Below are 19104 nucleotides of genomic sequence, written 5' to 3' on the forward strand. Positions count from 1 at the left end.
TAACTTTTTACTCTATTTATTCTGCCTGCTTTGCTTGTTTTCTTTTCTCTCTTTCCTGAGCATCTATTACTGTAACTGCTGTCATATTTACAATTTCGTCTACACTTGCGCCAAGTTGCACAATATGAACTGCCTTTTTTAAACCAACTACAATTGGCCCTATAGAATTTGTACCATTAAGCTCTTTTAACAACTTATATGTAATATTTGCAGATTCTAAGTTTGGAAATATTAATGTGTTTACTTTTTTTCCTGCTAATTTTGAAAATGGAAATTTGCTTTCTAACAACTCCTTATTTAGTGCAAAATCGGTTTGGATTTCTCCATCTACTATCAAATCTGGATTAGATTGATGCAACATACTTACTGCTTCTTTTACTTTTTTAGCCTTTGGATTTACAGAAGAGCCAAAGTTTGCATAGGAAAGCATTGCAATTACTGGTGTAAAACCAAATGTAGTTGCTACGTTAGCTGTCATTTGTGTAATTTCTGCAAGTTCTTCTGCATTTGGATCTATGTTTATAGAGGTATCTGCCAAAAACATTGGTCCTCTTTTGGTATCCATAATATGTACAGTAGATACTCTTTTAACATTAGCTGCTCTACCTATTATTTCAAAAATAGGTTTTACCACAGATGGATATGCCCGTGAATACCCTGTAACCATCCCATCTGCATCCCCTACTACCACCATCATGGAGCCATAATACGTACGTTCTCTCATTTTTCTTAAAGCACCATACATACCTACGCCATTTCGCTGTCTTTTCTCAAAATAAGTTTTAGCATAAAGTTCTCTTTTTTCTTGAGCTTCATCTTGTTTTGGGTCAATTATTTCTATATCAGCATCAAACTCTAATTCCTTTTTAAGCTCATTAATAATATCCTTTCTTCCTAACAAAATTGGAATAGCAATTCCTTCATCATAAGAAATTTGAGCTGCTTTTAGCACATCTAAATGTTCAGCTTCAGCAAAAACAATTCGCTTAGGATTTCTTCTAGCACGATCATGTAATAATCTTACTATTTTATTATCACTTCCTGAACGTTGTAAAAGCTCTTCTTTGTAGCGATCCCAATCTTCTATTGGTTCTCTAGCAACCCCACTTTCCATTGCTGCTTTTGCAACTGCTGGCGGTATTTCAGATATTAATCTTGGGTCAAAAGGTTTTGGAATTATATAATCTTTGCCAAAAGCTAATCGTGTTTTTCCGTAAGCAATATTTACTTGCTCTGGAACAGGTTCCTTTGTTAACTCCGCCAAAGCTTTAACGGCAGCCATTTTCATAGCTTCATTAATTTTAGTTGCTCTAACATCTAAAGCTCCTCTAAAAATAAAAGGAAAACCTAATACATTGTTTACTTGGTTAGGATGGTCTGATCTGCCAGTAGCCATAACCACATCTTCCCTTGTTCTACAAGCTAAGTCATACCCTATTTCTGGATTTGGATTTGCCATTGCAAAAACTATAGGATTCTTTGCCATAGATAACAACATTTTAGGATCTACAATATCTGCTATAGAAAGACCAACAAAAACATCTGCATCTACCATTGCTTCGGTTAACGTATCTATTTTACGATCCGATGCAAATTCTAATTTTTCTTTTGTTAAATTGTCACGGTCTTTACGTATAACCCCTTTACTATCTAACATTACAATATTCTTTGCACTTGCACCAAAAGCCTTATACAATCTTGTACAAGACACTGCTGCTGCTCCAGCACCACTAACAACAATACGAGCTTCTTCTATTTTTCTTCCAGTAAGTTCTAAAGCATTTAACAAAGCTGCTGCAGAAATAATTGCAGTTCCATGCTGATCATCATGCATTACAGGAATATCTAATTCTTCTTTTAATCTCCTTTCTATCTCAAAAGCTTCTGGAGCTTTTATATCCTCTAAATTTATTCCTCCAAATGTAGGTGCTATATTTTTTACAGTTTGTATAAACTCCTCCACATTTTCGGTATCTACTTCAATATCAAAAACATCAATATCTGCAAAAATCTTAAAAAGTAATCCTTTCCCTTCCATTACTGGTTTAGATGCTTCTGGGCCAATGTTACCCAACCCTAAAACCGCTGTACCATTAGATATTACTGCTACTAAATTTCCTTTTGCAGTATATTTATAAGCATTATTCTTGTCCTTCTCTATTTCTAAACATGGTTCTGCAACACCAGGAGAATAAGCAAGTGCTAAATCTCTTTGGGTTGTATAAGGTTTTGTAGGAACAACTTTTATTTTACCAGGAATTGGCTTTGCATGATATATTAATGCTTCTCTTCTACTTTTTTCTGTACTCATGTAATACTATTTAAATAAGCAAATTTAAAGGTATTCTTTAGTATTGACTTACTTAAACCGTAATATTTTTTTTGTACTTATACTTCGTAGGTAATTTATATAATTAAACCCTTTAGAAATACAATGTTTTTTCTATACTTGATTCAGAGTAGTTAATAGTAAATGATAAGGTTTTTAAATTAACTTTTAAAGTTGCAATATTACTTCCATTTTTCCATTCAATATTTAACATATTGTCGGAAGTTTTAATGAAATCCACAGTTCCGGAAAATGCTTTTAAAGTATTTCGTAAATGTATTATTTTAAGTTGATTTTTTACTATATCTTTCTTTAAACCATCCTTAATATTTTTCATAGTTAAGTTTGTCCTATTAATCTCTTTATGCCCTCCACTACCACCTTTATCTGCAGCAGCATAATTATTTTTACCCGCAAAAAGATCTAGGTACCAAACTTGGGGAATTCCTGGCATAAACATTTGAATTGCTCTGGCAAGTAATAATTTTTGTTCTTCTTCTCCTAAAGCACTAAAAAACGTTGCGTTTACTTGATAATAAGAGATTTTCTTTCCTGATGGGTCATAAAGATTTTTTACTCTACCCCCACGATTGATGATAGTGGTCATAATTTGTTCTATAGCCGCATCTTCTAATAAACCGTCCTTATAAATTCCGTCAACTTCCTTACCTTTTAAATCTAAAACAGGAATACCATCATGGCAACCCAGCATATTAATAGTTTTATACTCTTTAAGAACAATCTCCTTTCCCCATTTAACTAATGCAGCACTTGACTGATTTTCAATAGTATGTATCATTAAACCTGGCAAGAAAAAATCATAAATATGATATCCTTCCTTAGCTACTTCATCATGTAAATGAAGTCCATACTCTGCATGTATCTCTGGTAACAGTTGCAGATTATTTTTCTGAGCCATCTTTTTTATTCGCTCCAAATAATTCCATGTCCCTGGTGTATTAAAGAAATTAGATTTACCTACTTCTTTGTGTAAATAAGCAAAAGCATCTAAGCGTAATATTTTACACCCATAGCTACTAACTTTTTTTAAGGTCTCCTCATAAAAATCCCAAACTAATTCAGAATTAGCATTTACATCCATCTGCCCTAAATAACTGCGCTTCTTATTTATTATTTGAAAAACTTCTTCTTTATATTTTCCAAATTCTATAGCACTAAGGTCTTTTTTTTGCAATATTGCATTATTAATTTTAAGGCATATTTCAGTTGCTTCTTCTTTAGATAATTCCTCTATATGCTGTATATCGGAAACCTTAAATTTAGGGTAAGTTATTTGTTGATAAAAAGTGTTCCAATAAGGTCTTTTTGAACCGTCAGGAAAGTAAACATCTAATATAGGTAAACCAGATTTCCTCATAAAGAGTTTATTTAAAAACTCTTTATGAGGTTCTATTAAACCATCTGCTCTTTTTATTCCATAACCTTCCCAAAAGGTATTCCAATTAATAAAAAAGTCTTTATACTCGGATGCGTCTCCGTACTCTAAAACATCTTTAAATTGAGGAGATGCTACCGATAAATGATTTAAAACAATATCAAACTTTAAGGTAATATTTAGTTCTTGTAATGCTACTAAGTCTTCTGGAGATACCAATTCTTTATTTAGGTTATAATCTATAATAGAAAAACCCCTATCTAAATCACTATTAAAAAAAGTAGGAAGTATATAAAAAAATGAAAAAACATCTTTAAACTCCGTCATTTTTAGCATTGCAATAGTGTCTTGTAACTTACTTCCTATACTATCTGGATATGCATTTAACATTACCCCATTACCTATATTTTCTTGTAACATATGTGTATTTATAAAAAACTATTACGTTTTAAGAATATTTTAATTTACAGAAGTTTAGATAAAATATTTATCTGATCTGGAAGCCTTCCAACATTTTGTAATTTTAATGCTGCTAATTGTAACGCTATTTCTAAACATTTTTTAATGGATTTTTCTTTTACATAAGCGTATAAAAATCCAGACCAAAAAGCATCCCCAGCACCTGTAGCATCCATAATATGAGTAACTTTTATAGCTGGTAACCAAATAGTTTCTTCACCTTTCTGAGACAATTTAACTCCTTTACTACCCATAGTTAAGCAAATTACATCAACGCCTAGTGAGTGAAAAAAATTGAATATTTCTTCATCTGGCAAAGTTTCCCCAAAAAGTCTTAACATATCATCTACGCTAACTTTAACTAAAGGGTTATATTTACAATACGCTTTAATTATTTTTAGAGCTTCTTCTTTGCTCTTCCACATCTTTTTAGCGTAATTTACGTCTATACTCAACTTACACCCTAAATTGAACGCCTCTTCTGCTTTTTGTAATATGGTTGATTGTGCAGGTTCCTGAGTTAAAGCAAAACAGGTAGTATGATATATTTTAGTATTTAAAAGTGTTTCCTTAGTTATTTGATCTTCTGTAATAAAAAAATCAGCCGATCTAAAAGGGATAAATTCTGGTGTAGCTTGCGTTCTTGATACAAAAATAACACTTGTTGGTTTATCTTCTATTTTCTTTACATTCTCTGTAATTACTCCTGCCTTTGTAAGTCTTCTTAAAATATATTCTCCAAAACCATCATTACCAACTGTAGCTACTAAATTTGTTTTTAACCCTAATCTTGCAACATTCATTGCTACATTAGTAGGTGACCCTCCCAAATATCTATGATAATCTCTTGTTTCATTTATTAAAACCTCTGATTGATGCCCAATGAAATCAATCAGAACTTCTCCAACACATAAAACATCTATTTCTTGTCTATTATTTTTCAATTTATTTCTATTTATACTAGAATTTTATTTTATTCCATAATTCTAAATCTTATAGAATTTATTTCTAATTAATTACTTTCTTCTTTTTAATAAATAAAGTGCAAACCATACTCACTAGTAGAAGTATTCCTGCAAAAGTGATAGCATTTCGAGGATCATTGTTTAAAAAATGTTTTAAAATATACCCAAAAGTCAATGTTTGTATAATCATTGGCACAACAATCATCATATTTATAATACCCATATAAACTCCATAACGTTCCTTTGGAATATCTGAAACAACCATTAAGTATGGAATACCCATCATACTTGCCCAACCAATTCCGAAACCAGTTATAGCAAAAAATAAGAAGTTTTTATTTTCTATATGTGGAAATGCTAAAAAGCCTATTGCTGCAATAAATAAACAAAATGCATGTACTTTTTTTGCACTATATTTTTTTGCAAATCCAACTAAAGCAAAAGCTACTAAAAAAGTTACTACGTTATACCACCCATTTACTAAACCAGTCCAACCAACCGCTTCACTGTAAGCTTCTTTATTATCTGGCGTTGCATTCCAAACGGAAAGTGCTACACTTTTAGATGAATTTTGCCAATAACAAAAGAGTGCATACCATTGAAACAAGTATACTAGTGCTAATTGCCACATTACCTTTGGCATATCTTTAATTGCGGAAAAAATTTCTATTAAAGGTTCAAAAATACTTCTCTTCTCTTTCAGTTTTTCTAGTTCTTCCTCTGTTGGAGGAATTTCTTTTGTCTTTCTAATACTCCATAAAACTGAAGCTATAGAACAAAAAGACCCTAAGAAAAAAGAGGCATAAACCCAAGTTGGCAATGCTCCTGTTACGCCTATAAATATTAATGGAAAAATAAACAATGATAAATTAGCTAACACTTGTCCTAATCCTGTAAAAAAACTTTGCATTTGAAAACCTAAAGGCTGCTGCTCATCATCTAAATTGTCTGCAATAAGTGCTCTATATGGTTCCATTGCTGTATTATTACCTGCATCTAGTATCCATAATAATCCTGCGGCCATCCATAAAGAGCTACTAAAAGGAAATGCTAATAAAGTTAAACTACATAGAATTGCTCCTATTAAAAAATAAGGTTTACGTCTTCCTAACTTTGGACTCCATGTTTTATCACTTAATGCACCTATAAGAGGCTGTACTAATAAGCCAGTTACTGGACCAGCAAGATGCAATATCGGAATCTGATCAGGACTCGCTCCTAAAAAATCATAAATTGGGGTTACTGCACTTTGTTGTAAACCAAAACTATATTGAATTCCAAAGAATCCAACATTCATATTCAGTATTTGCCAGAAACTTAATTTAGTTTTTTTTAACATCTTTAGTCTAGTTTGCTTAAAAACACTTCAAAAGTGTCATAATCATTAGTAATAATATGTCCTTTTTTATCTACTACTGGTATTTGAAAATTAGCAGTACTTATATTCGCTTTACGTAATTTATCATACATTTCTAAAATTTTATCAGACTCTATATCTAAGTCGTAAAAAATAAAGGATATGTTTTTTTTAGTCAAATATTCCTTTGTGTCAATACAATAATGACATGAGGCACTTCCGTATACTATAAGAGTCTTCTTTTCTTGCGATTCATAACTATCTAAAGCTTTTGGTTTTGTATCGTAGATGTTAAATAAAAGTATAAGGAATATTACGTATTTCATTTCCAATGAAAGTTAATAAGGGGTAATATGTAAGTTACCAAACTACTACCCCTTTCTTAAACAACCTTAACTTAAAATTTATATTGTAACGAGACTGTGGAAGAACGACCACTAATTGACCTAGCTCTTGCCAAACGATTAGCTCCAAAAGCACCGTCGCCATTACCTTCTACTTCTGTAATACCTACGGTATCGAAAATGTTATTTACATTAAAAGCTAAAGAAAGACCTTCAGTTAAACCTACTTTAGCTACCAAGTTAAGGTAAGCATATCCTGGCATAACCAAAGCGTTGTCATCTTGAGCATAAGATTTAGATGTACCTAACATGCTAACACCTAATAAATGTTGTTTATTCTCTCCAAAAGAGAATGTTGGTGATAAGTTAAAAACAAAATCAGCTTGTCTTCTTGGCGTGTTTCCTTTGTTATCTCCACCATCAATTTCTGCTTTTGTCCAAGTAACAGAACCATTAACGGCTACGTTGTCGCCAAAAGCTAGAACAGTTTCTGCTTCTATTCCCAAAGCTTTAAACGGATTACCAACTGTTCTATTTAATTCGTTACTTAGCCCTTCATCTGTATTACTAACAAAACCTGTTAGATTAAGAATACCTTTATCAAATCTTTTCTTAAAACCAACTTCTAATTGAGAAACTTCATCATACTGTACGTCAGCTTTTCCATCTGTACCATAAGAGTTTCTGTCTGCCGCTCTACCTGAGGCCCCAGAACTGTACCTTGTAAACACAGCTGCTCTATCACTCAATTTATAATTAAGTCCTGCAGAAAAAGATATAAAGTTATAATCATCATTCACTACTTGTCCTGCGTTACCTGCTATTACTGGCACTACCTCTTCAATACCTTGTATAATACCATCTCCATTATAATCGTAATTATCCTGACTGGTTGGTCCTGCTTGTATAGTTCCATTTACTCTAACATTTTCAAAACGCACACTACCATCAAAATTTAATTTTTCAGTAATATCAGCGTCTAAACCTACATAAGGAGAATTTACATTATGTACTGTATTGTACTTACGTTGGCAGCAGTTACCCCATACTGGAGTTCCATAAGAGTATTGTCCGTTTCTTGAAAAGCCATCAAAATCTGCTAACCTTGCTTCTCCTCCCCCTTTAACTTCTGAAATAAATGAACTCCATTGCCAACCAATTTTTGTATTCTGAGTGGCACTAAATAAACCTGCTGTAACCCCTATATTATCTCCTAATTTCTTAGTTACTTTTACATCACTAAAAAAATTACTTAAATCATCTATAGTAACATCAAACATATGTATTATTTGCGCCAAACCATTTGCAGGAGCAAAAGGTTCTCTAGCTCCGTCCGAATAAACTAATGCACCCGTTGGACGAGTTGTTTCTGTAGCCGCTGCACCTCTTGCTGTAGCTTCAATTTCCGAAACTGTACCTACTGCAGCGGTAAATGGAGCAACCCACTCTCCTCCATTCTTAGAGTATCTAGCTTTTCCATTTACTTTCCAATCACCTCCTAAATCGAAAGAGAATTCTGCACCAATAGATGTAGATCTAGGATTGTTCCCGTTTCTTACATCGTTTACATGTGTTCCTCCTCCATCAAAAGGGGAAGTTCCTGCGCTTTGCTGTAAATATGCTGATTGTAAAGCATCATTAGTAATATCAAAACCAGGTAAGTTAGAATAAGTAGGATTTGCATTGTCTCCTTCTAACAACATTGGCATAGGCAAATACATAACAGATCTGTCATTTAAAAATTTAAAATAAGTACGCACATAACCATTATCAAATTTTTTAGTAAGATTAGCTTTTATTTGTCCTCCTTTATTCCCTTGGTACCCAATTTCTCTTGGCCCCTCTCCTGCTCTCATAAATCCGCCTATATGATAAAATAAACCTTCTCCTAAAGATGTACCATATTCAAAATCTAATCTACTAGTTTGGTAGTCTAAACCGTAAGTCGCTCCTATGGAACCTCCTTCTTTTTCTCCAGTCTTACTAATCATATTTATAATACCTGCAGGACCATTAGATGTTTGTGTCGAAGCCGAACCTCCTCTAATTGCCTCTACTCTTCCAATGTTAGAGTCTATACGTAAAAAATTATCTGCGTTTCCAAAAGAAGTATCTCCAAATAAATTTAATGGTAAACCGTCTTCCTGAATTTGAAAGTACCTAGAACCACCTGAAGATATTGGAACACCACGAACATTGAAATTCGCATTTCCTTCTCCACCGGAAGACTCCGCTCGTATACCAGGAATGTTTCTAAAAAGCTCCCCAGCACTTCTTGGTGATGCCTCCTCTATTATCTTAGCATTCATAGTAGATACAGAGACACTAGATTCTAATTTTGATTTAGCATTTACTACCCCAGTAACAACTACTTCATCTAAAAACTGAGCGTCTTCTTCCATAATAAAATCTAACACTAAGTCTGCACCGTTAATTTCTACATTTTTGGATATTGCCTTATATCCTAAGTAGCTTAATTTCATAACGTAGCTACCATCTTCCATATTACCTAAAGTATAGTTTCCATCAAAATCAGTAACTACACCTTTAGTTGTCCCGTCAATAATAATGTTTACTCCTCCTAAGGGAACATTATTAGTATCATTAATTTTTCCTGAAATTGTTGATTGTGCAACAACTGTAGCTACAGAAAATAATACGAAGAGTAAAAAGCTACATTTCATTTTTAATAAATTCATATGAGTTTTTTTGATTAGTTAATAAAAATCTAGTATAATTTTTATGCAATCTATATTTTAACAGCAAAAAAAAATAGAATAAAATTACCGAAAACGTTTTCGATTTTACCGAAAACGTTTTCGATTTTGTATATTTATCTTTATATTAGAAACAATAAACATGTTAATTTTTAAAAAAAATTATATTTTTCCATTTTTTCTATTTCTTATTATTGTTGATTTAAGTTTAATTCTTTTTAATATTTTATATGAAACCAGCAACCTTAAAACAAATAGCAGAGCATTTAAATATTTCCATACCAACTGTTTCAAAAGCTCTAAAAGACTACCCAGATGTTAGTAAAAAAACAAAAGGTTTAGTTAAAGAACTTGCCAAAACACTAAATTACAAACCAAATACATTTGCTGTAAATCTAAGAACTAAAGAATCTAAAACTATTGGTTTAATAATTCCGGTAATTGTACACCATTTTTTTTCTAGCGTTATTAAGGGGATTGTTGCCCAGGCCGAAAAAAAAGGTTATTTGGTTATCATTTTACAATCTAATGAATCTTATGAATTAGAAAAAAAACAAATTGATTTGCTTCTAAGCCAACGTGTAGATGGCATTTTAATCTCCTTAGCCAATGGTACTGGTGATTACAAACATTTAGAAGACGTTATTTCTCAAAACAAACCTATTGTGATGTTTGATAAGATTGCAAAAATTGTTAAGTGTACCAAAGTTATCATTAACGATAGGCAAGCAGCATATTGTGCTACTCAGCACTTAATAAATACTGGTTGTAAACGTATTGCACATTTTAGAGGTGCTCTTTTACCTCAAAATTCTATTGATAGATTTCTAGGTTACAAAAAAGCTTTACTAGATAACAATCTACCCTATGACCCTTCTTTAGTATATATCTGTGAATGCGGTGACATGAGTTTTGAAGAGGGTAAAAAGAATGCAAGGCAATTATTAAAAGACCACACTCATGTAGATGGCATATTTATAAATACCGATTTAGTGGCCATTGGTGCAATGACTGAATTTAACAACCAAGGAGTTAAGATTCCTGAGGATATATCCATAGTAGGTTTTAGTAATTGGTTTATGTCATCCGTAATATCGCCAACACTGACTACAATAAATCAACCAGGGTATTTAATGGGAAAAACTGCTTTTAAACAACTTTATAAAGAAATCAAAAAGACAAAAAAAAAGGAACTCATAAACCATAAAGAAATTATTCTAAAAACAGAGCTTGTTAAACGAGAATCTACTAAAAAAGAAATTCTATAGTTTTATTTTAAAAATTTAATATTCCTTTGTAAACCAGAAAATTTAGTTCGTTTTACGGCCGATTTTTGAAATACTTTTTTAAAAACTTCTTCAGTAACTTCTTCCCAGTCTTTTTTATCCATACGTAACAAATCTGGATGCGGATTAAACAATGGTTCTGAATGCGGTTTTGAAAACCTATTCCAAGGGCAAACATCTTGGCAAACATCGCACCCAAACATCCAATTATCCATTTTATTTTGAAATTCTGATGGCATTTCGTTTTTCAACTCTATAGTTAAATAGGAAATGCATTTACTACCATCTACTTTATATGGCTCTATTATTGCTTGTGTTGGACAAGCATCTATACATGCCGTACAAGTACCACAATGATCGGTTACTTTAGCATCATAAGCCAAATCTATATCTAAAATAAGTTCTGCTATAAAGTAAAAAGAACCTACTTGCTGGGTTAATAAATTACTGTGTTTCCCAATCCACCCTAAACCACTTTTTGCTGCCCAAGCCTTATCTAAAACTGGAGCAGAATCTACAAAAGCTCTACCACCAACGTCTCCAATTTCTGTGCTTATAAAATTCTGAAGTTCTTTGAGTTTAGATTTTATTACATGATGATAATCATTACCGTAAGCGTATTTAGAAAGTTTATAAGCATCTTTATTTTGCTGTTCTTTTGGATAGTAATTAAGCAGTAAAGACACTACAGATTTGGAACCTTCTACTAATAAACGTGGATCTAGTCGTTTATCAAAATGGTTTTCCATGTACTGCATTTGTCCATGTCTATTCTCTTGCAACCATTTTTCTAGTCTTGGAGCTTCTTCCTCTAAAAAATCTGCCTTGGATATTCCGCAAGAAAGAAAACCAAGACGCTTGGCTTCTTCTTTAATTAATGCACTATGTTTTTCTTTTATATCTATCAAAAGTGCTATTACTAATTTCTAAAACAATCCTCCTTGAATATTTCCTTTTATTCTACCTAAATGCTTATACGCTTGCTCAGTAACTTCTCTTCCTCTTGGAGTACGCATTATAAAACCCTGCTGAATTAAAAAAGGCTCATACACTTCTTCTATAGTTTCTGGGCTTTCAGATACTGCCGTTGCAATAGTAGATATTCCTACTGGACCTCCTTTAAATTTATCTATAATGGTGGTTAGTATTTTATTATCCATTTCATCTAACCCATGCGCGTCTACATTTAATGCTTTTAAACTAAACTTTGAAATATCAATATCTATACTACCATTACCTTTAATTTGAGCAAAATCTCTAACTCTTCTTAAAAGGGAATTACATATTCTTGGTGTACCTCTACTTCTGCCTGCAATTTCTATAGCAGCTTCATTAGTTATAGGTACGTTTAAAATTTCTGAGCTTCGTTCTACGATAGTAGATAATAACTCTGTAGAATAATATTGTAGTCTACTTTGAATTCCGAAACGAGCTCGCATAGGAGCTGTAAGCAAACCAGATCTTGTAGTTGCTCCTATTAGTGTAAACGGATTTAAATTTATTTGAACCGTCCTTGCATTTGGCCCACTTTCAATCATAATATCAATCTTATAATCTTCCATTGCAGAATACAAATACTCTTCTACAATTGGACTAAGCCTATGAATTTCATCAATAAACAATACATCTCGTTCTTCTAAGTTTGTTAACAAACCAGCTAAATCTCCTGGTTTATCTAACACAGGACCCGACGTAATTTTTATACCTACACCAAGTTCATTTGCTAAAATATGAGCTAAAGTTGTTTTTCCTAATCCTGGAGGGCCATGAAATAAAGTATGATCCAATGCCTCTCCTCTTTGGTTTGCCGCTTCTACAAAAATCTTTAGATTTTCAAGAACCTGTTCCTGCCCAGTAAAATCATTAAAAGTAACTGGCCTTAAAGCTCTTTCTATATCAAACTCTTCCGAAGAAAAATTACCAGTAGTTGGATCCAAATTTTCATTCATAGTAAACAAAGATAGCAAAAATCAAACGCTATTAGTTTAATAGAATTAACAAGTATTATACCATCATATTTTTTAAATAACAAAAAAAGTATCTAATTATTATTGTAAATTCATCTCATGAAAAATATACAATACTCTAAAGGCGTAACACAATACCTTCCATTTTTTTATATTATTTGGGCAGATGATTTATTATCTGCTTCTGAAATTAATGTTGTGAAACATGCATTAGAGGAAGATAGTACTTTAGAGAATCAAGATAAAGAACTACTGCTTTCTTGGTTAAAAAATGAAAACTCCCTTAAAGACAAAGAGGTTAAAATTTGGAAACAAATTATTGACGCCTCTAAAACCAAATTAATAGAAAGTGAGTCTTATCCATTAACTTTTTATAGTCAAAAAATAACTGCCTCATATTTTTCCGAAAGCACTTTTAACGAAAGTCTAAAGAAAATAGAACTTAATCTAGGTATGCAACCTAACCACTATAATCATTTATTTGAGGTTAAAATAAGTACTAACAATGTATCTAAAGAATATGACAATGCAATAATAGATACTATTTTAAAAGGCAAACAAGCCAAAGTAATAGATACTTTTAGGAAAGATTTATCTGCTACTATATTTAATTGGGAAACTATTCGCGATAAAAGCGCTCACAGAAAAAAAGTATTAGAACAAGTAAAACATCTTGCAAATAAAGGTTATGGAGCAATGGCGTACCCTACAGCTTATAAGGGAAAGGAAGATATGGAAGGTTACGCTGCAATTTTTGAGCACATGATGTTTGTAGATGGCAGTATGGCCATTAAGTTTGGCGTTCAATTTGGACTGTTTGGTGGAAGTATTCAAAAACTAGGTACAAAAAAACATCATGACTTATATTTAAAAAATACTGGAGAAGCATCTTTATTAGGTTGTTTTGCTATGACAGAAACAGGGCATGGGTCCAATGTAAGAGGCGTAAAAACAACAGCTACGTATGATAAAAAAACAAATCAGATAATTATACACACCCCAGGTAAAATTGACAACAAAGAATATATAGGAAATGCTTTAGATTCTAAAATGGCTTCTGTTTTTGCCCAACTTATTGTGAATGGAAAAAATGAAGGTGTGCATGCAATTCTTGTTCCTCTTAGAGATAAAAACCACAACTTACTACCTGGAATAAATGTAGTTGATAACGGATATAAATTAGGACTTAATGGTGTAGACAATGGTAAAATATGGTTTAGCCAAGTCGCGGTACCAAAAGATAATTTATTAGATAAATATGGATCTATTACAAATGACGGTTCTTATTTTTCTAAAATTGAAAATCCTAATAAAAGATTTTTCACCATGCTTGGAACCCTTGTTGGCGGAAGAATTTGCGTTGCCAGAGCTGGTTTAGGTGGTGCAAAAATGGCTTTAACAATTGCTATAAAACATGCTTTACAAAGAAGACAGTTTAATGACAATAAAAAAATGCAAGAAGATTTGTTGATGGATTATCCATCGCACCAATTACGATTAATCCCATTAGTGGCTAAAGCATATGTTTATCACTTTACTTTAGACAAAATGATGCATGAATATTGTAATGAAAACTCAGACAAAAGAAAAGTAGAAACACAAGCCGCAGGTTTAAAATCGATTATAACATGGTATGCAAATTCTACCATTCAAGAATGTAGAGAAGCATGCGGAGGAAAAGGATACCTAATAGAGAACAGAATAGCAGATTTAAAGAATGATGTAGACATTTTTACAACTTTTGAAGGGGACAACACTGTTTTGCTACAATTAGCAGCAAAAGGAGTGTTATCGGATTTTAAGGCAGAATTTAATAGTGCAGGTTTTTTATCTGTATTAAAACTATTAAGCAAACAGATAAATGATACCGTTACAACTGCCAACCCTATTTATACAAACAAAGTAGATAAAGACCATTTATATGATCCAGAATTTCATAAAAACGCTCTTAACTATAGAACAAGAAGATTAACATATTCTATTGCCAAACGCATACAAGGGTACATAAAAAAAGGGGTGCCATCTTATCAAGCTTTTTTAAAAGTACAAACACATTTAATAAACTTAGGAAAAGCATACAGCATAGCAATAGCATACGAATATTATTATAATTCTATTACTGAAATTAAAGATAAAAAATATGCCGACCTATTTAAAAAACTAGGCGTTTTATATGCTCTACATGAAATAAGAATTGATGCCAGTTGGTATTTAGAACAAGGCTATATAGGTGCTACAAAATCTAAGGCAATAAGGCAACGCGTAGAAAGACTTAGCACAGAGCTAAGACCCCATATAAATACTCTTGTAGATGGTTTTGGAATACCAGAGCATTGCTTAACTGCTCCGATTAGCAAATAACATCGGAGCAGTTACATCTAGATTATTAAATAAATTTAATTCTTTTTTTTATGTAATTCAGATGTATCTAAAAAATCTAACAAAACCATTTTACCATCTCCATAAAAATAAGTCTTAGAAGAGCCGGAGGAAGACAATTCTATAGTATCTGAGGCATAAACTCTAGCACTAGGAGATTCAGACAAAGTAGCTGAAACAGTACTTGACTGGAGTCTTTCTGCTTTTAAATTAGAGGAACCTAAAAGTTTTACAGTCAATACATCAGTAGTACCATCCATTTTGGCAGAGGATGTATCTGTCATGAAAATTGAATTCGTAGAACTTGTAGAGTATATAGAAACATCTATACGGTCTTTTAAATTTATTTGTAAAGAATCACTATCTATATTAAAATTACCAGAACTATTACCTTCCATATTAATCTCCACATAAGGAGATTGTGCATTTAATTCTAATTTAGAGTCTTCAAATGTGTTTACATAAAGTTCTTCCGACTCTACTATATCCTTCATTCGTATTCTTCCAGTCCTCATAACAATAGTATTTAGATCCACATAACTTACAACAATATCTAATTTCTTTTTCCTTGTAATTTTATAGAAAGAACTAATTTTAAGTGTTCCATTTACTACTCGTAATTTTAAAACATCTATTAAATTATCATCTGCTGTAATAGCATACCCTTCAACATTTCCTCTTTTTAAAGTAATATCTAAGTCATCATTTAATTCAATTTTTGAAAACGAGGGTAAGTCTTGAACAACATCAATTACATTCTTATTTCCTTTAATTTTAGGTTTGCGTTGCGCATAGCTATAGGCGCAAAAAAACAATAAGGTGGCAATTAATATGTTTTTCATTGTAAATAAATTTAAACGTTAATGGTTACTGTAATATATTATAAAAAAACCATATACTTTTCAAATTACAACAAAAAAAAGCCTAACTATAAAAGTTAGGCTTTACTATATTTTAATGCACAACTAATTAGTGATGCATTTCTTCTTCATCTGGTTGCAAAGGAACTGTTTGCGGAACAAAATCTTGACCAGGTATAATATATTCCCCATTTGCATCTACCTTACTATAATCATAAGCCCAACGATGAACTTCTGGAATTGGACCATGCCAGTTTCCATGAAAATGTTCGTGTGGAGTAGTCCATTCTAATGTATTAGAGCTCCATGGATTTAATGAACCTTTCTTACCATTAAAGATACTATTAACAAAATTGTATAAGAATATTAATTGCGCTCCTGCAGCAATTATTGCAAATACAGTCATTAAAACTTGTACATCTGTTAATTCATCAAACATTGGAAATGCTGTATTCTGGTAATATCTTCTGGGAACACCTGCCATACCAACAAAGTGCATTGGAAAGAATACTCCATAGGCACAAACTGCTGTTATCCAAAAGTGTACATATCCTAAGTTTTTGTTCATCATCTTACCCTCAAACATTTTTGGGAACCAGTGATAAACTCCAGCAAATAAACCATATAGTGCAGATATACCCATTACTAAGTGAAAGTGTGCTACCACAAAATATGTATCATGAACGTTAATATCTAGTGTACTATCTCCTAATACAATACCTGTTAAACCTCCTGTTATAAAAGTGGAAACTAATCCTATAGAAAATAACATTCCAGGGTTTAACTGTAAATTACCTTTCCATAGTGTGGTTATATAGTTAAATGCCTTTACCGCAGATGGTATTGCAATTAATAGTGTTGTAAATGTAAATACAGATCCTAAGAAAGGATTCATTCCAGAAATAAACATATGGTGTCCCCAAACTATTGTAGACAAGAATGCAATTGCAATTATAGACGCAATCATAGCTCTATATCCAAAAATTGGTTTACGAGCATTGGTAGACATTACTTCTGACGTAATACCCAATGCAGGCAATAATACAATATATACTTCTGGGTGGCCTAAGAACCAAAATAAGTGCTCATATAAAACAGGTGAACCTCCTTGATAATGCAAAACTTCTCCTTGAATAAATATATCTGATAAAAAGAATGAGGTTCCAAAACTTCTATCCATTATAAGTAATAATGCTGCTGATAAAAGAACTGGGAACGAAATAACACCAATAATTGCTGTTACAAAGAATGCCCATATTGTCAGTGGTAATCTTGTCATTGACATACCTTTTGTTCGTAAGTTAATAACTGTAACTATATAGTTTAATGACCCAAGTAATGAAGATGCAATAAATATAGCCATAGAAACCAACCATAATGTCATACCCATACCAGAACCTGGTTGTGCCATTGGCAGTGCACTCAAAGGCGGATAAATTGTCCATCCTGCTGCTGCAGGTCCTGCCTCTACAAATAAAGAGCAAACCATTATTACACTAGATAAAAAGAATAACCAGTAAGACACCATATTTAAAAACCCTGATGCCATATCTCTTGCACCAATTTGCAAAGGAATAAGTAAGTTACTAAACGTACCACTTAAACCAGCGGTAAGTACAAAGAATACCATTATAGTACCATGAATAGTAACTAATGCTAAATAAATATCCGCATCCATTACACCTCCTGGAGCCCATTTTCCTAATACAGCTTCAAATATTGGAAAAGATTCTCCTGGCCAAGCAATTTGCATTCTAAATAAGATAGACATTGCTATACCAATAGTACCCATGATTAAACCAGTAATTAAATACTGCTTAGAAATCATTTTATGATCTGTACTAAATATATATTTTGTTACAAAGGTTTCTTTGTGATGATGATGTCCATGATCCTCTTCGTGACCATCTACTTGTGCATGTGCTGTTGCTGACATAATCGAACTTTATTTTTTTGTTAATTTATTATTTTACTTGTAATTAGTTTACAGAAGCTATAGATGGTTTAAAAGTCTTTTGTTCTTTTATCCATTTATTGTATTCTTCTTCTGTTTCCACTATAATTTTCATTTGCATATTGTAATGCGATTTTCCACAAATCTTATTACAAAGTAAAATATAATCAAACTCCCATGGATCAGAATTGTCTTCGCCTAAAGCGGCTTTTTTAGCTCTTATAGCATTTGTTCTTTTAACCTTATCAACTACATCAGGATCTAATCGCATCTCAGCAGTTGTTGTTATAGGAGTAAAAGAAAATTCAGTTATCATTCCAGGAACACAATTCATTTGTGCTCTAAAATGTGGCATATAAGCTGAATGCAAGACATCTTGTGAACGCATTTTAAAATTCACTTTTCTACCAACTGGTAAATGTAACTCTTTAACAATAATATCATCTGCAGCATAACTATCCGCAGGATCTAATCCTAATATATTAGCATTATCAATATCTATCATTCTTACATTAGCGCCACCAAGTACATTATCATCACCTGCATATCTTGCGGTCCAATTAAATTGTTGCGCATATAATTCAACAATAATAGGATCATCTTCATCATTTACATCCATGATTTCAGTCCAAGTGTAAAGCCCCCAAAGAATTAATCCTGCTAAAACAATTACAGGGATAATGGTCCATATAAACTCTAACTTATCATTATCCGCATAGAATAAAGCTTTATTCCCTTTTTTACCACTATACTTATAACCAAAGTAATGTAATAACGCTTGTGTTAACGTTTGTACTATAAATATGATGATAAAAGATACCAACATTAAATAATCATATTCCGCACCATGCGCAGAAGCAGCAGTTGGTAATAATACTTTAGTGTATTTCCAAAAACTAAAAATGGTAATACCATAAATAAATATTAAAAAAGCAAATAATAAATAACCATTGATTTTATTATCCTGATCATTTGCAATTTGAGAATTCTCCGTAGTGAGTTGTGAGAGTTCGAACATCTTGGTCATTTGCGATATTGCAATTGCCACTAGAACTAATACAACTAAAGTTAATAATGTAGTCATTGTATGA

The 19104-nt window shown here is 32.2% G+C and carries 13 protein-coding genes; 2 read left to right on the forward strand and 11 right to left on the reverse strand.

The genetic code is table 11. From position 1 onward, the window contains the following. Positions 1 to 16 precede the first annotated feature (16 nt). From Q0945_RS05225 to Q0945_RS05250, 6 genes are all read right to left on the reverse strand, one after another. Positions 17 to 2311: an NADP-dependent malic enzyme gene (locus Q0945_RS05225; RefSeq protein WP_299431557.1), complete on the reverse strand. Its 2295-nt coding sequence runs from the start codon at positions 2309 to 2311 to the stop codon at positions 17 to 19. 112 nt (positions 2312 to 2423) lie between these two features. Continuing rightward, positions 2424 to 4145 carry a glycosidase gene (locus tag Q0945_RS05230; protein ID WP_299431560.1) on the reverse strand — a complete coding sequence of 574 codons (1722 nt, stop codon included), beginning with the start codon at positions 4143 to 4145 and terminating at the stop codon, positions 2424 to 2426. Between the two features lie 44 nt (positions 4146 to 4189). Continuing rightward, on the reverse strand, positions 4190 to 5128 hold the full coding sequence (locus tag Q0945_RS05235; RefSeq protein ID WP_299431563.1) for a sugar kinase: 939 nt from the start codon (positions 5126 to 5128) through the stop codon (positions 4190 to 4192). A 64-nt stretch (positions 5129 to 5192) separates the two neighbouring features. Then, positions 5193 to 6488: an MFS transporter gene (locus Q0945_RS05240; protein WP_299431565.1), complete on the reverse strand. Its 1296-nt coding sequence runs from the start codon at positions 6486 to 6488 to the stop codon at positions 5193 to 5195. Positions 6489 to 6490: 2 nt separating this feature from the next. Then, positions 6491 to 6832 (reverse strand): glutaredoxin domain-containing protein, encoded by a 342-nt coding sequence (locus Q0945_RS05245; RefSeq protein ID WP_299431568.1) that lies wholly within the window; start codon positions 6830 to 6832, stop codon positions 6491 to 6493. Positions 6833 to 6903: 71 nt separating this feature from the next. After that, positions 6904 to 9549 carry a TonB-dependent receptor gene (locus Q0945_RS05250; protein WP_299431571.1) on the reverse strand — a complete coding sequence of 882 codons (2646 nt, stop codon included), beginning with the start codon at positions 9547 to 9549 and terminating at the stop codon, positions 6904 to 6906. Positions 9550 to 9797: 248 nt separating this feature from the next. On the opposite strand from Q0945_RS05250, the gene Q0945_RS05255 reads away from it, so the two are divergent. Beyond that, a complete protein-coding gene (locus Q0945_RS05255; protein ID WP_299431574.1) occupies positions 9798 to 10835 on the forward strand; it encodes a LacI family DNA-binding transcriptional regulator in 1038 nt (345 codons plus the stop codon). Positions 10836 to 10837: 2 nt separating this feature from the next. Here the strand turns inward: Q0945_RS05255 and queG are convergent, their stop codons facing one another. Both queG and ruvB read right to left on the reverse strand, forming a co-directional pair. Further along, positions 10838 to 11758, reverse strand: a complete 921-nt coding sequence (queG, locus tag Q0945_RS05260) for a tRNA epoxyqueuosine(34) reductase QueG (protein ID WP_299432251.1) — start codon at positions 11756 to 11758, stop codon at positions 10838 to 10840. A 21-nt stretch (positions 11759 to 11779) separates the two neighbouring features. Continuing rightward, positions 11780 to 12802 carry a Holliday junction branch migration DNA helicase RuvB gene (ruvB, locus tag Q0945_RS05265; protein ID WP_299431577.1) on the reverse strand — a complete coding sequence of 341 codons (1023 nt, stop codon included), beginning with the start codon at positions 12800 to 12802 and terminating at the stop codon, positions 11780 to 11782. A gap of 117 nt (positions 12803 to 12919) precedes the next feature. Here ruvB and Q0945_RS05270 point away from each other — a divergent pair, with 117 nt between their 5' ends. Continuing rightward, entirely contained in the window at positions 12920 to 15181 is a 2262-nt protein-coding gene (locus Q0945_RS05270; protein WP_299431580.1) for an acyl-CoA dehydrogenase, read from the forward strand. Positions 15182 to 15216: 35 nt separating this feature from the next. Here the strand turns inward: Q0945_RS05270 and Q0945_RS05275 are convergent, their stop codons facing one another. From Q0945_RS05275 to Q0945_RS05285, 3 genes are all read right to left on the reverse strand, one after another. After that, positions 15217 to 16041 (reverse strand): DUF2807 domain-containing protein, encoded by an 825-nt coding sequence (locus tag Q0945_RS05275; protein ID WP_299431583.1) that lies wholly within the window; start codon positions 16039 to 16041, stop codon positions 15217 to 15219. A 127-nt stretch (positions 16042 to 16168) separates the two neighbouring features. Beyond that, positions 16169 to 17995 (reverse strand): cbb3-type cytochrome c oxidase subunit I, encoded by a 1827-nt coding sequence (locus Q0945_RS05280; RefSeq protein WP_121063077.1) that lies wholly within the window; start codon positions 17993 to 17995, stop codon positions 16169 to 16171. 43 nt (positions 17996 to 18038) lie between these two features. Next, a complete protein-coding gene (locus Q0945_RS05285) occupies positions 18039 to 19097 on the reverse strand; it encodes a cytochrome c oxidase subunit II (RefSeq protein WP_299431586.1) in 1059 nt (352 codons plus the stop codon). Between the last annotated feature and the right edge of the window lie 7 nt (positions 19098 to 19104).

It is taken from the genome of uncultured Maribacter sp. (assembly GCF_947500405.1).
Taxonomy (GTDB): domain Bacteria; phylum Bacteroidota; class Bacteroidia; order Flavobacteriales; family Flavobacteriaceae; genus Maribacter_B.

What these genes read in the sequence shown, in the direction of transcription:
- Q0945_RS05225 (WP_299431557.1), bottom strand. Translation starts at nt 2,311, where the DNA reads ATGAGTACAGAAAAAAGTAGAAGAGAAGCATTAATATATCATGCAAAG.
- Q0945_RS05230 (WP_299431560.1), bottom strand. Translation starts at nt 4,145, where the DNA reads ATGTTACAAGAAAATATAGGTAATGGGGTAATGTTAAATGCATATCCA.
- Q0945_RS05240 (WP_299431565.1), bottom strand. Translation starts at nt 6,488, where the DNA reads ATGTTAAAAAAAACTAAATTAAGTTTCTGGCAAATACTGAATATGAAT.
- Q0945_RS05245 (WP_299431568.1), bottom strand. Translation starts at nt 6,832, where the DNA reads ATGAAATACGTAATATTCCTTATACTTTTATTTAACATCTACGATACA.
- Q0945_RS05250 (WP_299431571.1), bottom strand. Translation starts at nt 9,549, where the DNA reads ATGAATTTATTAAAAATGAAATGTAGCTTTTTACTCTTCGTATTATTT.
- Q0945_RS05255 (WP_299431574.1), top strand. Translation starts at nt 9,798, where the DNA reads ATGAAACCAGCAACCTTAAAACAAATAGCAGAGCATTTAAATATTTCC.
- ruvB (WP_299431577.1), bottom strand. Translation starts at nt 12,802, where the DNA reads ATGAATGAAAATTTGGATCCAACTACTGGTAATTTTTCTTCGGAAGAG.
- Q0945_RS05270 (WP_299431580.1), top strand. Translation starts at nt 12,920, where the DNA reads ATGAAAAATATACAATACTCTAAAGGCGTAACACAATACCTTCCATTT.
- Q0945_RS05275 (WP_299431583.1), bottom strand. Translation starts at nt 16,041, where the DNA reads ATGAAAAACATATTAATTGCCACCTTATTGTTTTTTTGCGCCTATAGC.
- Q0945_RS05280 (WP_121063077.1), bottom strand. Translation starts at nt 17,995, where the DNA reads ATGTCAGCAACAGCACATGCACAAGTAGATGGTCACGAAGAGGATCAT.
- Q0945_RS05285 (WP_299431586.1), bottom strand. Translation starts at nt 19,097, where the DNA reads ATGACTACATTATTAACTTTAGTTGTATTAGTTCTAGTGGCAATTGCA.